10 protein-coding genes are annotated in these 15,823 nt (G+C 73.0%); 6 read left to right on the top strand and 4 right to left on the bottom strand.

Translation table 11 applies throughout. The features are described from left to right. Positions 1–105: 105 nt before the first annotated feature. Complete coding sequence (locus ACFYPN_RS13040; RefSeq protein ID WP_389298095.1) at positions 106–939, top strand: GntR family transcriptional regulator; 834 nt, start codon at positions 106–108, stop codon at positions 937–939. A gap of 64 nt (positions 940–1,003) precedes the next feature. Here ACFYPN_RS13040 and ACFYPN_RS13035 read toward each other — a convergent pair whose 3' ends face one another. Both ACFYPN_RS13035 and ACFYPN_RS13030 read right to left on the bottom strand, forming a co-directional pair. Continuing rightward, on the bottom strand, positions 1,004–1,789 hold the full coding sequence (locus tag ACFYPN_RS13035; RefSeq protein WP_358756233.1) for a hypothetical protein: 786 nt from the start codon (positions 1,787–1,789) through the stop codon (positions 1,004–1,006). A gap of 173 nt (positions 1,790–1,962) precedes the next feature. Then, a complete protein-coding gene (locus ACFYPN_RS13030) occupies positions 1,963–3,726 on the bottom strand; it encodes a PucR family transcriptional regulator ligand-binding domain-containing protein (RefSeq protein WP_358756235.1) in 1,764 nt (587 codons plus the stop codon). Between the two features lie 258 nt (positions 3,727–3,984). Here ACFYPN_RS13030 and ACFYPN_RS13025 point away from each other — a divergent pair, with 258 nt between their 5' ends. From ACFYPN_RS13025 to ACFYPN_RS13005, 5 genes are all read left to right on the top strand, one after another. Then, positions 3,985–4,872 carry an FAD binding domain-containing protein gene (locus ACFYPN_RS13025; RefSeq protein WP_358756237.1) on the top strand — a complete coding sequence of 296 codons (888 nt, stop codon included), beginning with the start codon at positions 3,985–3,987 and terminating at the stop codon, positions 4,870–4,872. A 2-nt stretch (positions 4,873–4,874) separates the two neighbouring features. Further along, a complete protein-coding gene (locus ACFYPN_RS13020) occupies positions 4,875–5,462 on the top strand; it encodes a (2Fe-2S)-binding protein (RefSeq protein ID WP_358756239.1) in 588 nt (195 codons plus the stop codon). After that, positions 5,459–7,858, top strand: a complete 2,400-nt coding sequence (gene pucD / locus ACFYPN_RS13015) for a xanthine dehydrogenase subunit D (RefSeq protein ID WP_389298092.1) — start codon at positions 5,459–5,461, stop codon at positions 7,856–7,858. Before ACFYPN_RS13020 ends, pucD begins: the two co-directional genes overlap by 4 nt. A gap of 84 nt (positions 7,859–7,942) precedes the next feature. Beyond that, positions 7,943–9,151 (top strand): XdhC family protein, encoded by a 1,209-nt coding sequence (locus tag ACFYPN_RS13010; RefSeq protein ID WP_389298091.1) that lies wholly within the window; start codon positions 7,943–7,945, stop codon positions 9,149–9,151. A 137-nt stretch (positions 9,152–9,288) separates the two neighbouring features. Next, positions 9,289–13,005 carry a S8 family serine peptidase gene (locus ACFYPN_RS13005; RefSeq protein WP_389298089.1) on the top strand — a complete coding sequence of 1,239 codons (3,717 nt, stop codon included), beginning with the start codon at positions 9,289–9,291 and terminating at the stop codon, positions 13,003–13,005. A gap of 161 nt (positions 13,006–13,166) precedes the next feature. Here the strand turns inward: ACFYPN_RS13005 and ACFYPN_RS13000 are convergent, their stop codons facing one another. Next, positions 13,167–14,720, bottom strand: a complete 1,554-nt coding sequence (locus ACFYPN_RS13000; protein ID WP_358756246.1) for a peptidoglycan-binding protein — start codon at positions 14,718–14,720, stop codon at positions 13,167–13,169. A 226-nt stretch (positions 14,721–14,946) separates the two neighbouring features. Next, on the bottom strand, positions 14,947–15,678 hold the full coding sequence (locus ACFYPN_RS12995; protein ID WP_358756247.1) for a nitroreductase family protein: 732 nt from the start codon (positions 15,676–15,678) through the stop codon (positions 14,947–14,949). Between the last annotated feature and the right edge of the window lie 145 nt (positions 15,679–15,823).

The raw sequence follows: 15,823 nt of genomic DNA, 5'->3' as shown, positions 1-15,823 counted from the left end.
TACCCGACGTGATCGACGTGTGGACCCGGGGGTCGGGCGCCTATCGTGCACGGGTGACGGCGTCCGAGCGGGACGACGCGGGCGGGGCGGGGACGAGGAGGACCGGTGGACCAGGGCAGAGCGCGGCAGGACACACCCGCGTACTCCGCGTACCCGGCGGAGCGTCCCGGAGCCCCGGGGGCGTTCGACGCGTTCGGTGCCGGTACGGCCCCCCGGGTGCCCGCCCAGACGGCGCGCGGCGCGGCGCGTGGCGCGGCGCGTGGCGAACACACCCGCGGTGAGCACACCCGCGGAGAGGCCGCCGCACCGCCGCCGGTCCACCGCTACTCCGTACGCGGGCAGATCCTGGACGCCCTGCGGGAGGCCCTGGCCGCCGGGGAGCTCGTCCCGGGGCAGGTGTACTCGGCCCCCGCACTCGGCGCGAGTTTCGGCGTGTCGGCCACCCCGGTGCGCGAGGCGATGCAGCGGCTGGCCGCGGAGGGCGCGGTGGAGGTCGTGCCGAACCGGGGCTTCCGCGTCGTCGAGCGCGGCCCGCGGGAGCTCGCCGAACTGGCCGAGGTGCGCGCGCTGATGGAGGCACCCGTCGTGCTGCGGCTCGCCCGGACCGTGCCCGCCCCCCGCTGGGACGCGTTGCGCCCGCTGGCGGAGGCCACGGTGGAAGCGGCGGCGACCGGCGACCGCTCGGCCTACACGGAGAGCGACCGTGCCTTCCACCGGGCCCTGCTCGGGTTCGCCGGCAACGCCCAGCTGGTGGCCCTCGCCGACGACCTCCACCGCCGCTGCCCCGGCCCGCTGCCCGGGGCCGCACCGGGCCGGCCCGCCGGTCTGCGGGCCGACGCGGCGCAGCACACCGCACTGCTGGAGGCGCTGGGCGACCGTGACCTGACGGCCGTACGGGCGCTCGTCGCGGAGCACTACCGGAGCCCGGCGGACGGGTGAGGCAGGGGCGGCGGCGTGACCGGGCGCCCGGGGGCGGGTGGCCCGGGACTCCCGGGTACGCCGTTCAGTTCGCCGCGGCGACCTCGGGCTCCGGAGGCTCGTCGAGCAGCGGGGCGAGCCAGGTGGGCACGCCGCCCAGCAGCCGGAAGAGGCGGCCCGCCTCGGCGCGCAGCCGGGTGGCCACCGGCTCCGTCTCGGTCTCCGCGAGGGAGATCAGCGCGGGTGCCGTTCCGACGAGGTAGCCCAGCTCCTCCCGTATCCGCAGCGACTCCGCGAACCCGTGGCGTGCCTCCGTCAGGTCGCCCTCGCCCAGGGCCAGGGACGCGAGGTGGCGCCAGGTGAAGGAGAGCAGTAACGCGTCCCCCCGGGCGGTGGCGCCCGCGTGCGCCCGGCGGAAGGCGGCCCGCGCGGAATCGGGCGCCTGGGCGATGTTCTGCGCGATCAGCCCGCGCCGGAAGTCCAGCAGGGGCCGGCCCGGGGCGTCCGGGGCGAGCAGGGCCGCCGCGCGGCTCAGCGCCACGGACGCCTCGTCGGCCCGGTCGCGGATGCCGAGCAGGGTGGAGGCGTACGCGAGGTAGCCGCGCTCGCAGGCCGCCGCTCCCCGCTCGGCGTTGTCCTTGGCGAGTGCCTCAGCCGTCCGCAGGGCGTCCTCGGCGTCGGTCCAGCCCTCCGTCGTGTAGAGGCAGCGCTCGGTCAGCAGGGCGGCGCGCTGGAGGGCGGCGGCCGGGTCGGTCGCGGCGCTCTGCCCGAGCAGCGCGGCGGCGTCCGTCCAGCAGGCGCGGGAGCGCAACCGCCACACCGCGGTCAGGAGGGGAGGTTCGTCATCGGCTGTCGTTCCGGACCCAGACATGGCGATGGACGCCACATTGCCTCCCCGAGCGCGCCATTGAGCTGTTGAGTGTGGGCGCATCTCAGCACGGATCGGCAGCCCGGCCAAGAGGGCGGGCCAGGTTCAGGTGAAAGATTTCACAAACGGGTGTCACCCTTACCGGGCCCGGGCGGTGCCCGTCCGGACGCGGAAGGTCAGCTCATGCGCAGGGCGAGGAAGAAATCGAGCTTGTCCTCCAGTCGGGCGAGGTCGCGACCCGTCAACTGCTCGATACGCCCGACGCGGTAGCGCAACGTGTTGACGTGCAGGTGGAGGCGGGTCGCACACCGGGTCCAGGACCCGTCGCACTCCAGGAACGCCTCCAGCGTCGGAATCAGCTCGGCGCGGTGGCGCCGGTCGTAGCTCCGCAGCGGGTCCAGCAGCCGCGCCGTGAAGGCCCGCCGCACGTCGTCCGGGACGAACGGCAGCAGCAGTACGTGCGAGGCGAGTTCGTCGTGGCCGGCCGCGCAGACCCGGCCCGGGCGGGCCGCCGCGACCCGGCGGGCGTGCCGGGCCTCCTCCAGCGCGCCGTGCAGCCCCTCGGCCGAGTGGACGGCCGCGCTGACGCCCAGCGTGAGGCGGCCGTCGTCCGCGAGCCCCGCCGAGAGCGGCTCCCGGACCGCGTCCAGCAGGACGCTCGCGCGCAGAGCGGAGTCCGCCCCGTGGGCGGAGCCGTCGTCCGAGCCGTCGGTCCCGGACCCCTCGCCGGGCCCCGGACCGGCCGGGGGGCCGGAGAACGACGACAGCGGTACGAGCGCGATGGCCTCGTCCTCCGTGTACGCCACCGCTATCCGGTCGGCCGAATCCGGCCCGGTGGCCGCCGGATCGACCAGGATCTCCTCCAGCAGCGCCTGGGCCACGGGACCGCCCGCATGGTCCCGGGCGCCGCCGCGGGCCGGGGAGTCCGCGCCGTCGGCTCCCGCCTCCCACTCCACCCGTGCCACCACGACCTGCCAGTGCGGTGCGGTACCGAGTCCGGGCAGCAGCACCGGCGCCGCGACCCGCAGCCGCGCCGCGATCTCGGCCGGGGCGGCGCCGGTCTGCACGAGCTCCAGCACCTCCTGGGCGAGCCGGCGCCGCACCGTGCGCGCGGCGTCGCGCCGGTCGCGCTCGACGGCGATCAGCTGGGTGACCCCCTGGAGCAGGTCCAGCCGGGCCTCGGGCCAGTCGCCCGGATCGGCCTCCACCGCGAGGAGCCACTCCGAGAGGGCGGACCCGCGCGAGGGCTGCGGGGCGGGTACGGTGCTCCGGCCGGTGTTCCGGATCGGGAAGAGCGCGTACGTGGTGCCGTCCACCGAGGCCGCGTGCGGACCCCGGCGGCCGGTCCTGGCCGCCGCCAGATGGCGTCCCGCGAGAGCCGCGGCGACCGGTCCCGGCAGCGGCTTCCCGGCGTCGGCGATCCGGCGCCCGGTGGGGGAGAGCACCCACGCCGAAAGGGACAGGTCCCCGGCGAGCAGGTCCAGCACCACCTCGGGACCGCCGCCCGCCGGACCGGAGGTCATCAGCCTCCGGTGCCGGTCCACGACCGCCGCCAGATCCCCGGCGCGCTCGCCCGACACCTGCCGTACGACGTGTTCGGTGATCGTCGCGAAGGCAACCGTCTCGTTCACCGCGAAGAGCGGCATGCGGTGGCGCAGACACGCCTCGGCCAGGTCGTCGGGTACGGGACCGAGCTCGGCCTCGCCCGCAGCCAGCGCGCTGACCCCGGCCGCCGCGAGTATCCGTACGAAGGGCTCGGAGTCCGCGGCGTCACGGCGCCAGGCCAGACCGGTGAGCACGAGCTCACCGCCGGAGAGGTAACGGCTCGGGTCGCGCAGGTCCGTCGTCATGACGCCGCGGACCGGACGGTCCAGCTCGTCCTCGCCGCCGAGCAGCCGCAGCCCCAGCGCGTCGGTGTCCAGCAGTGCGCGCAGCCGCATCTCGTTGCCGCCGATCTGTTTCCGTAGGTGCCAGGAGTCCTGTGAATTGCGGCGAGGTTTCCGACCCCCGCCATTCGTTCGAATCTACAAGACGAGCGAGGAGACCAGCCAACTCCTTCATTGTTTCGGTGACTGCACCGGTTGGAGCACGGCTTGTGTACTGGGGGCCACCCTGCGTCAACAACTGATGAAGGGCGACCGCTGCCCGGCCCCACGCGGGCCCCCACCCTGCGCAGCCCACCGAGAAGAGAGCCACTCATGGACTTCCTTCGACCCGCCGCCTGGGAGGACGCGCTCGCCGCCAAGGCCGAGCACCCGACGGCGGTGCCCCTCGCCGGAGGCACGGACGTCATGGTCGAGATCAACTTCGACCACCGCCGTCCCGAGCACCTCCTCGACCTGACCCGGATCGGTGAACTCTCGGAGTGGGAGGTCGGCGAGCGGACCGTTCGCCTCGGAGCCTCGGTGACGTACGGCGCGATCATGGAACACCTCAGGACCGAGCTGCCCGGACTGGCTCTCGCCTCGCACACCGTCGCCTCCCCGCAGATCCGTAACCGGGGCGGGGTCGGCGGCAACCTCGGCACCGCGTCCCCGGCCGGGGACGCGCACCCGGCGCTGCTCGCCGCGGGCGCGGAGGTCGAGGCGGTGTCCGTGCGCGGGACGCGGATGATCCCGATCGACGCGTTCTACACCGGCGTCAAGCGGAACGCGCTCGCCCCCGACGAACTCATCCGAGCCGTGCACATCACCCGCGCCGACGGCCCGCAGCAGTTCTCGAAGGTCGGCACCCGCAACGCGATGGTCATCGCCGTCTGCGCCTTCTCGATCGCCCTGCACCCCCGGACCCGTACGGTGCGCACCGGCATCGGTTCCGCCGCGCCCACCCCGGTCCGCGCCACCGCCGCCGAGGAGTTCCTCAACGCCGCACTCGACGAGGGCGGCTTCTGGGAGAACGGCCGCACCGTCACCCCGTCCGTCGCCCGCGAGTTCGCCGGCCTCGCCTCGGGCGCCTGCAACCCGATCGACGACGTCCGGGGCACCGCCCGCTACCGCCGGCACGCGATCGGCGTCCTGGCCCGCCGCACCCTCGGCTGGACCTGGGAGCAGTACCGCACCGGCCGCACACCCGAAGGAGCCCGCTGACCATGCGCGTCCACTTCACCGTCAACGGCAGGCCGCAGCAGGCGGACGACGTCTGGGAGGGCGAGTCCCTCCTGTACGTACTGCGGGAACGCATGGGCCTGCCCGGCTCCAAGAACGCCTGCGAACAGGGCGAGTGCGGCTCCTGCACCGTCCGCCTCGACGGCGTGCCGGTCTGCGCCTGCCTCGTCGCCGCCGGGCAGGCCGAGGGCCGCGAGGTCGTCACCGTCGAAGGGCTCGCCGACTACGCCCGCCACCGCGCCGACGCCCACCCCGGCAGTGGCTGCGCGGCCGGCGCGTGCGGCACGAGCCTGGACGAGGCCCGCGGATGGCAGGCCGAGCCCGGACCGGACGGCCCCCCGCTCTCCCCCGTCCAGCAGGCATTCATCGACGCCGGAGCCGTGCAGTGCGGTTTCTGCACCCCCGGACTCCTGGTGGCCGCCGACGAACTGCTGGAACAGCGGCCCTCTCCGTCCGACCAGGACATCCGCGAGGCCCTCTCCGGCAACCTCTGCCGCTGCACCGGGTACGAGAAGATCCTCGACGCGGTCCGCCTCGCGGCCGCCCGCTCCGGAGAGGCGGACCGGTCATGACGACCACCGGCACCCCGGTCGGCCTCACCCAGGGCGCACGGACCCGCGGCGGCATCGGCGAGTCCACCCCCCGCCCCGACGGCACCCTCAAGGTCACGGGGGAGTTCGCCTACTCCTCCGACATGTGGCACGAGGACATGCTCTGGGGCCACACCCTGCGCTCCACCACCGCCCACGCCGAGATCCGCTCCATCGACATCGCCGAGGCGCTCGCCACCCCCGGTGTGTACGCGGTCCTCACCCACGACGACCTGCCCACCAGCGTGAAGAACTACGGCCTGGAGATCCAGGACACCCCCGCCCTCGCCCACGGCCGGGTCCGCCACCACGGCGAACCGGTCGCCCTGGTCGCCGCCGACCACCCCGAGACCGCCCGCCGCGCCGCGGCGAAGATCCGCGTCGACTACGCGGAACTGCCCGTCGTCACCGACGAGGCCTCCGCCACCGCACCCGGCGCGCCCCTGCTCCACGAGGGCCGCGACGACCACCACAGCCCGCACGTCCCGCACCCCAACATCGTGCACCGCCAGCCGGTCGTGCGCGGGGACGCGGCGGCGGCAGCCGCCCGCGCCGACGTGATCGTGCGCGGCGAGTACACCTTCGGCATGCAGGACCAGGCCTTCCTCGGCCCCGAGTCCGGACTCGCCGTCCCCGCCGAGGACGGCGGCGTGGACCTCTACGTCGCGACCCAGTGGCTGCACTCCGACCGGGGCCAGATGGCGCCCGTCCTCGGCCTCCCCGAGGAGAAGATCCGGATGACGCTCTCCGGCGTCGGCGGTGCCTTCGGAGGCCGCGAGGACCTGTCCATGCAGATCCACGCCTGCCTGCTCGCGCTGCGCACCGGCAAGCCCGTCAAGATGGTCTACAACCGCTTCGAGTCCTTCTTCGGCCACGTCCACCGCCACCCCGCCAAACTCAGCTACGAACACGGCGCCACCCGGGACGGCAAGCTGACCCATGTGAAGTGCCGCATCGTGCTCGACGGCGGCGCCTACGCCTCGTCCTCCCCGGCCGTCGTCGGCAACGCCGCCTCGCTCTCGGTGGGGCCGTACGCCGTGGACGACGTCGACATCGAGGCGCTCGCCCTCTACACCAACAACCCTCCCTGCGGGGCGATGCGCGGCTTCGGAGCCGTCCAGGCGTGCTTCGCGTACGAGGCGCAGATGGACAAGCTCGCCGCCGAACTCGGTCTGCACCCCGTGGAGTTCCGCCGGATCAACGCGATGGAGCAGGGCACCCTGCTCCCCACCGGCCAGCCCTGCGACTCGCCCGCACCGGTCGCCGAACTCCTCCGCCGCGTCACGTCCCGCCCCCTGCCGCCCGAACGGCAGTGGCTGGCCGTTGATCCGGCGTCGGGCGCCGGGTCGGTCGACGTACGCGCACTGCCGGGCGGGCTCTCCAACACCACGCACGGCGAGGGCGTCGTACGGGGCGTCGGCTACGCGGTGGGGCTGAAGAACGTCGGCTTCTCCGAGGGCTTCGACGACTACTCCACCGCCCGGGTCCGGATGGAGGTCATCAACGGCGAGGCGGTCGCGACCGTGCACACCGCGATGGCGGAGGTCGGACAGGGCGGCGTCACCGTGCACGCCCAGATCGCGCGCACCGAACTCGGCGTCGGCCAGGTCACCCTCCAGCCCGCCGACACCCGGGTCGGCTCGGCCGGCTCCACCTCCGCCTCCCGCCAGACCTACGTCACCGGCGGCGCGATCAAGAACAGCTGCGAGGCCGTCCGGGAGCGCGTGCTGGCGTTGGGACGCCGCAAGTTCGGTACGTACCACCCCGCGTGGGCTACCGCCGAACTCCTGCTGGAGAACGGCACGGTGGTCACTGACGGCGGCGAGACCCTGGCCGGCCTCGCCGACGTCCTGGGCGACGAGGTGATCGAGGTGGAGCTGGAGTGGCGCCACCGGCCCACCGAGCCCCTCGACCGCCGCACCGGTCAGGGCAACGGCCATGTGCAGTACTCCTTCGCCGCCCACCGGGCCGTGGTGGAGGTGGACACCGAACTGGGACTCGTGAAGGTCGTCGAACTCGCCTGCGCCCAGGACGTCGGCAAGGCACTCAACCCGCTCGCCGTCGCGGGACAGATCCAGGGCGGCTCCACCCAGGGACTCGGCGTCGCCGTGATGGAGGAGATCCTCGTCGACCCGAAGACCGCCAAGGTCCGCAACCCGTCCTTCACCGACTATCTGATCCCGACCATCCTCGACACCCCGCCCATCCCCCTCGACGTACTCGAACTCGCCGACCACAACGCCCCGTACGGCCTCCGGGGCGTCGGTGAGGCCCCCACCCTCTCGTCCACCCCCGCGGTGCTCGCCGCGATCCGGGCGGCGACGGGCCTGGAACTCAACCGGACCCCGGTACGCCCGGAGCACCTCACCGGCACCTGACCGCCTCGGGCGGGGCGGCGGCCGCCGGGGTCGCCCGAGAGCCGGTGCGACCTGCAAACCGATGGAGCCCGAGAGGAGAGACACGTGCTGGACATCGCCGCCGAACTGCACCGATGGACCGTGCAGGGAAGAGACTTCGCCGTCGCCACGGTCGTCCGGGTCACCGGAAGCGCGCCACGGCAGCCGGGCGCCGCCCTCGCCGTCGACCGGGAGGGCGAGGCGGTCGGATCGGTCTCCGGCGGCTGCGTGGAGGGCGCGGTGTACGAACTGTGCCGCCAGGCCCTGGACGACGGGATCACCGTGCGCGAGCAATTCGGCTACAGCGACGAGGACGCCTTCGCGATCGGTCTCACCTGCGGGGGGATCATCGAGGTGCTGGTCACTCCGGTAAGGACCGGCGACGCGGTCCGGCCGGTCGTGGCGGCCGCGCTCGCGGCGGCGGCGGCCGGGCGGCCCGCCGCACTCGCCCTGGTCGTCAGTGGCCCCGCCGAACTCCTCGGACGTGCTGTGGCCGTTCCCGCACGTGGTATTCAGGATAAGCAAGTTGACGGGGCGTCAGGTACGGTGAGCGGCTTCGAGCGGGCGGCCGCGGCGGAGGCGCGGGCGATGCTGGCCGCCGGACGAACCGGCTCGGTCACGGTCGGTGCGGACGGCTCGCGGTGCGGCCGGCCCGTCACCCTGTTCGTGGAGTCGAGCGTGCCGGCGCCCCGCATGATCGTCTTCGGGGCCGTCGACTTCGCCTCGGCCCTGACCCGGGTGGCGACGTTCCTCGGTTACCGGGTCACCGTCTGCGACGCCCGGCCCGTCTTCGCCACGGCCGCCCGCTTTCCCGAGGCCGCCGAGATCGTGGTCGACTGGCCGCACCGCTATCTCGCCACGGCCGAGGTCGACGCGCGTACCGTCCTCTGCGTACTCACCCACGACCCGAAGTTCGACGTACCCCTGCTGAAGGCCGCGTTGCGGCTGCCCGTCGGGTACGTCGGTGCGATGGGGTCGCGGCGTACCCACCGGGAACGGGAGGCGGCGCTGCGGGAAGAGGGCGTCACCGCGCACGAACTGGGCCGGCTGCACTCACCGATCGGGCTGGACCTCGGGGCGCGGACGCCCGAGGAGACCGCGCTCTCGATCATGGCGGAGATCGTCGCCGAGCGGCACGGCGGCAGCGGCGCGCGACTCACCGACGCCCGCACCCCGATCCACCACGAACCCGCCCCGTCGACGGCGGCGGACTCCACGAACGCCGCATCCCTGGACACCACTGCCCTGAACGCCCTTTTCCCGCCTGGCGGGTAGTCGCCACGGCGGTTTCCTGCCAGAGCGAAACCGCGTAGCCGTCTGCCATTTACCGGTAGATCAGCACCATGACATTTTCAGCCCCTTCCGCTTCCGGCCGGGCGAGACCCGCTCGTCAGGGACGCACACTCCTCCTCATGGCGACTTCCGTCGCGCTCGTGAGCGGTGTGATGCTTCCCGCCGCCGGTTCCGCTTCGGCCTCCCCCCACCCGGCGACCCCCCAGGCCCCGGCGGCGCACGGCCGTCAGGCGGCCGAACCCCAGAGCCACGACATCACTCTCGTCACCGGCGACGTGGTGCACTACGTCGAGGGCACCGGAGCCGGCGAGGACGGCACCGTCACCGTGGACCGCCCCGACGGCGCCACCGGTGGCGTCCATGTGCAGCAGTCCGGCGACGACCTCTACGTCCTGCCCGACGAGGCCACCTCCCTCCTCGCCGCCGGGAAGCTCGACCGCCGGCTCTTCAACATCTCCGCGCTGATCACGATGGGGTACGACGACGAGCGGACCGGCGGCATCCCGCTGATCGCCACCTACCCGCAGTCCCCGGCCCGCTCCCTGCCCGCCGCGCCGGAAGGCGCCAAGAAGGTGCGCACCCTGGAGTCGATCCACGGAGCGGCCCTCACCGCCGACAAGGCCGACGCACGCACCTTCTGGGACGACATCTCCCGTAAGCAGAACGCCCGTTCGCTGGACGCGGGCATCTCCCAGCTCTGGCTGGACGGCCGTTCGACGGCGTTGCTGTCCGAGTCGGTACCGCAGATCCACGCCCCCGCCGCCTGGGCGGAGGGGTACGACGGAGCGGGTATCAAGGTCGCGGTCCTGGACACCGGCATCGACGCCGACCACCCGGACGTCAAGGACCGCATCCTGGAGTCGAAGAGCTTCGTCCCCGGCGAGGACGTGGACGACAAGAACGGCCACGGGACGCACGTGGCCTCGACCGTCGCCGGCTCCGGCGCCGCGTCGGGCGGTCTGAACAAGGGGGTCGCCCCGGGGGCCGGCCTGCTGATCGGCAAGGTGCTCGGGAACAGCGGCGAGGGCGCCGACTCCGGCATCATCGAGGCGATGGAGTGGGCGAAGGCCGAAGGGGCCGACGTCGTCTCGATGAGCCTCGGCGCCCCGGTACCGGACGACGGCAGCGACCCGATGGCGCAGGCGGTCAACGCCCTCTCCGCGGACGGCGGCCCACTCTTCGTCATCGCGGCAGGCAACTCCTACGGCGCGGGCACCATCAGCGCGCCCGGCTCGGCGGCCGAGGCGCTCACCGTCGCCGCCGTCGACAAGCAGGACAACCGCGCGGACTTCTCCTCCATGGGCCCGCTGATCAACACCCACGGCCTGAAGCCGGACGTGTCCGCCCCCGGCGTCGGCATCAACGCCGCGGCCTCGCAGTCGGTTCCCGGCATCGAGGGCATGTACCAGTCGATGGACGGCACCTCGATGGCGACCCCGCACGTCGCCGGTGCCGCCGCGATCCTCAAGCAGCGCCACCCCGAGTGGTCCGGTCAACGCGTCAAGGACGCGCTGATGAGCACGTCCACGAGGCTCCCCGCGTACACCCCGTACGAGCAGGGCACCGGACGGGTCGACGTCGAGGCCGCGGTCGATGCGACCATCGGGGCCACCGGATCCGTCGAGGTCGCCGACTACGCCTGGCCGCACGGAGCCTCGGACGAGGTGGCCCGGCGGACCATCACCTACACCAACTCCGGCAAGCAAAACGTCACCCTGGACCTGGCGACCGACTCGGCCTCCCCGGCGTACACCCTCTCCACCCCGCGCCTGACCGTCCCGGCGGGCTCCTCCGCCGATGCCGTGCTCTCCATCGACCCGTCCAGGATCGACGCGGGAACCCTCTTCTCGGGCCAGGTGATCGCCACCGACGCGGCCGGCGTGACCGTCGCCCACACCGGCTTCGCGGTGTCCAAGGAGGAGGAGCGCTACGACCTCACCATCAAGCTCCGCGACCGCGCGGGCCGACCGGCCGACGGCCAGGTCGTCTTCGCCGCGCTCGATGACCCGGCGCTGAGCGTCGTCGGCGTCTCCGGCGACACCACGCTGCGGCTCCCGCCGGGCAACTACGCCGTCTGGACCACACTCGACATCGACGGCGACCGCACCGACTCCAAGGCGCTCGCCTTCCTCGCGGCACCCGAGACGATCCTCGGTACGGGCCCGCAGACCATCACGCTCGACGCGTCGAAGGCCCACAAGATCAGCGCGAAGGCACCGCAGGAGTCCGAGACCCGCCAACTGCGCTACGACATGGCCCGAACGGCCCCCAGCGGGCTCCTCCAGCGTGACGTCTACCAGATCCCGCTGACCTACGACGAGTTGTGGGCGGCCCCCACCAAGAAGGTCACCCAGGGCAGCTTCAGCTTCCTGACCCGCTGGCGTCTGGGCGAGGAGCTGATCGACGTCACGGCCGACGGTGTCGACGTCCCGGTCACCGCACAGGCCGGATCCGTGGTCGCCGACGACCGCGAGCAGAAACTCGCCGCCGTCTACGCGGGCGACGGAAGCGCCGCCGCCTACAAGGGACTCCGGGCCGACCGCAAGGCCGTGGTCATCACCCGCAGCGACGCGGTCGCACCGGCCGACCGGCTCGCCAACGCCGTCGCCGCCGGAGCCGAAGCGCTCTTCGTCGTCAATGACGGTCGCGGTGTCTCCATGGAGACCTACACCGAGTGGGGCACCGAGTCGGCCATCCCGGTGGCCTCCGCCCAGGCCGTCGCCGGCCAGTCCCTGATCCGGGCCGCCCAGCGGGGCAAGAAGATCGACGTCGACCAGAAGAAGTCCGCCGACTACCTCTACGACCTCGTCGACCGCCACGACGGCACCATCCCCGACCGCTCCCTCGCGTTCACCCCGTCCACCCGGCAACTCGCCAAGGTGGAGAACACCTTCTACGGCGCCAAGAAGACGGCCGGCGCCGGCTACCGCTACGACATCCCGGAGTACGGCCCGGGGGTCGGGTTCGACGAGTACGAGACGTACCCCGGCGTCCGCGAGGAGTGGGTCACGCCGCTGCCGGGCGACTCCTTCTGGTACGAGAACCACTCCGTCCTCAACGCCACCGCCACCGACATCGCCGCCGAGATGCGCAGCGCCTCGCTCGACTACACGGCGGGCCGCACCTACCGCGACGAGTGGTTCGCCCCGGTCACCTCCCCGCGCCTCGGCACCGGCTACTGGGGCCCCTTCCGTTCCTCCACCAACGACATGCAGTTCAACATCACCCCCTGGACCGACTCGGGCGACGGCCACTCCGGCTCGATGCCCGCGGACGAGTACGACACCACCAGCTACGCCTTCTACCAGGGGAAGACCCTGATCAAGGAAGGGATGGGCCGGGCCGGCTTCGCCTGGGACCTGTCGCCCGAGAAGCTGCCGTACCGGCTGGTCCTCGACTCCCGCCGGGATGCCGAGACCTGGAAGTCCTCCACCCGGACCCACAGCGAGTGGTCGTTCCTCTCCGGGGCGCTCGCACCGGGCGAGAACGGATACGCGGAGGCCGACATCCCGCTGATCCAGCTGGACTTCGACATCGACACCGACCTCGCCGGTGACGTGAAGGCCGGCAGACAGGTCGAACTCGGCCTCGACGCCGGGACGCAGGCATGGCTGGACGGCGCGGTGCGGGCAACGAGCGCCTCACTCCAGGTGAGTTATGACGACGGAGCCCAGTGGAGCGCCGTCAAGCTGAACAGGACCGCGTCCGGCCGGTGGACCGCGACGTTCACCCCGCCGAAGAACGGGGCCTCCTCGGTCTCCCTCAAGGCGCATGCGCAGGGCCCGGACGGCCTCGCGGTGGACGAGGAGATCATCCGGGCCTTCGGCCTGAAGTGACCTCCCCGGACCGAGAACCAGCGGTGGCCCCGATCCCCCTCACCGGGAGGGTGCGGGGCCACCGTTCTCCGTACCGCCGCCAGGGCGGGAACGGCGGCCGGCGCGAAGCCCGGAGCGCCCGGCCAGGGCGGCCACACCTACTCGCGGGGTCGCCCCCCGGTTCAGTTGCCCGACTGGAGAGCCGTCCAGGTGGCCTCGCCGACGATCCCGTCCACCGTCAGCCCGTGAGCGGTCTGGAAGGTGCGCACGGCGGTGGCGGTGCCCGGTCCGAAGTCTCCGTCCACGGGGACGGTCGAGCCGAGGGCCGCCGTCAGCGACCGCTGGAGGCGCCTGACGTCGTCACCGGTGGTCCCCTGCCGCAGGACGGGGGTGGCGCCCGCCGACAGCAGGGCCGTCCAGGTCTTGGCGCCCACGATGCCGTCCGCGCTCAGTCCGCGGGCCCGCTGGAAGGCCTGGACCGCCGTCGTGGTCGCGGGGCCGAACTGCCCGTCCACCGAACCGGCCTCGTAGCCCTGGGTGTTGAGGAGCTGTTGCACGGCCTTCACCTGGGCGCCGCTGGAGCCGGACTGCTGGGTCGTGTACGAGGCGAAGCTCAGCGCGTCCGTCGTACCACCGGTGGAACCGTCGACCAGCTGCATGTAGTAGGTCCAGTCCCAGTAGGGGCCCGGGTCCGTGTGGTCGTTGCCGGGCGCTTCGCTGTGCCCGATGATGTGCGCCCTGTCCTTCACGATGCCGTGCCGGTCGCAGAGGTAACGGGTGAGCGCCGCCGAGGAGCGGTACATCACGTCGGTGAACCAGCTCGGGTCGTCGATCCAGCCCTCGTGCTCGATGCCCAGGGCCGAGGCGTTGGCGCTCTTCGCGTGGTACGCGGTGTCGCTGTCGCGCACCATCTGGGTGATCTGGCCGTCGGAGGAGCGGATCACGTAATGGGCGCTGACCACGGCCGCGGGGTTCTGGAACCAGCTGATGGAGCCGGCGTACGACCCCTGGGTGACGTGGATGACGACCTTGTCGATGGCCGCCGTCCGGCCCGGCTTGTAGTTGGTGGTGCTGGCGGGGACCCAGAGCGCCGAGGGGTAGTCCGCCGACCGGGTGCTCACCTCGCCCGGCGCGAGTGCGCCCTTCTCCGGCGAGACCGGACGCGAGGTGACGGTGATCTCCTCGCCCCCGGGGGTCCTGCCCCGCAGCCCGCCCGCGAGGAAGGAGTAGACCGCGTCCGCGTAGAGCGCCGCGGCCGGCCCGTCGGCGCCGCCGTACCGGGCGACGGCCGGGTACCAGGAGTCGACGTCGAGCCGCTCGTCCCGGTCGAGTCCGAGGGAGTCGGCGTACGAGCGGAGTACGGCGGCACCGCCGAGGACGTTCGTCGCGGTGTTCTCGCGCAGCTGGGCGGCCGAGGCGCCGGTGAGGGCGGCGGCCTTCTCCAGGGACCGGTTGGCCGAGTTGCTCACCAGGTGCATGACGCCGTAGCCGTTGTCCTGGCTGGGCAGTCCGTGGTGGTCGTCGAAGTGCGTCTCGCCGTAGCCGACCGCCGCGAGCAGGTCGCGGGGTACGCCGTACTCGGCGGCGGCGCGGGCGAAGGCCCGGTTCAGGGATGGGGCGGCCGGGTCCGGCGCGGCCGACGCCAGGGCCGGCTGTCCCGCCGCTACGACGGCCGCGACGGTGAGGGCCGCCAGGGCGGAGGCGGAGGTGCGACGGCGCACGGGGCGTCTGGGCATGTCTGCTCCTGCGGTGTTCGTGGGGGGAGGGGAAGCCCTCGGTCCGGTGGGGTGGGCCGAGGGCTGCCGGGCGGGCACAGGCTATCCATCTGAAGAATGCATGACAACGACGCGCCGGTCCGGCTCGCCGGGCCAACACCCCATCGGCGCAACCCGGCTGACACGGCGTCGGACAAACGGCGGCGCCCGCCTCCGGAGTGGGAGACGGGCGCCGGGGGCCGTGGACCTACCAGCGGTCGCGGTGCACGGCCTCGGCGACCGGGCGGCGCCGCACCGGTCCGAAGTTCCCCTTCGGCCACCCCACCGGAATGGCGGCGAAGGTGCGCATCTCCTCGGGAATGCCGAGCGCCTCCTTCCACTCCTGCTCCAGCATCAGGTGCCAGATGGTGACATTGGCCGCGAGACCCAGACCCCGGGCCGCGAGGAGCAGGTTCTGCACCCCCGGATAGACGCAGGAACCTTCCGCCAGCGCCTGGAAACGATCCTGCGTGGCCATCAGGCGCTCGGTCGCCACCGGCCCCAGCGCCACGGCGGAGGCGATCAGGCCCTCCTCGTCCAGGCGGGGTTCGGGGAACCGGTAGCACGGCACGACGAGCGCGGGCGTATCGGCGAAGTGGTCGCGCTGGTACTCGATGGCCGCGACCATCCGGCCGTACGCCGCCTCGTCCATGCCCTTCGGCGCGTACTTCCCGGTCGTCGCCAGATAGGCGTCCACGCACCGCTTCCACAGGGGCGCCAGATCCGCCATCACCTGCCGGTCGGTGACGACGACGTACTCGTAAGCCTGCATGTTGCCACCGCTGGGGCCCCACACGGCCGCCTGCACCAGCCGCTCCAGCGTCTCCCAGGGCACCGGTTCGGGCGAGAGCCGTCGCATGGCGCGCATGGTGGACATGGTGGCGAAGAGGGCGGGGTCCCCGGCCGCCGAGACGTCCCGGGGCAGTGATTCCGTTGTCATGGTCGCGGAGTGTACGGGGCCACACGGGTGAACGTACGGGGGTGTCTGGCGCCTGCCGAAGAGTCCTCCGGCACGGACGCGGCACGGGTGTCACCACCCGGCCGGCACCTGCGGATTCGTACACCTGCCCAGACCCCCACCGCAC

The organism is Streptomyces sp. NPDC005576, assembly GCF_042871745.1.
Lineage (GTDB): Bacteria > Actinomycetota > Actinomycetes > Streptomycetales > Streptomycetaceae > Streptomyces.
Note: the sequence above shows the minus strand (reverse complement) of the source record. Positions and strands in the feature narration are given on the sequence as shown.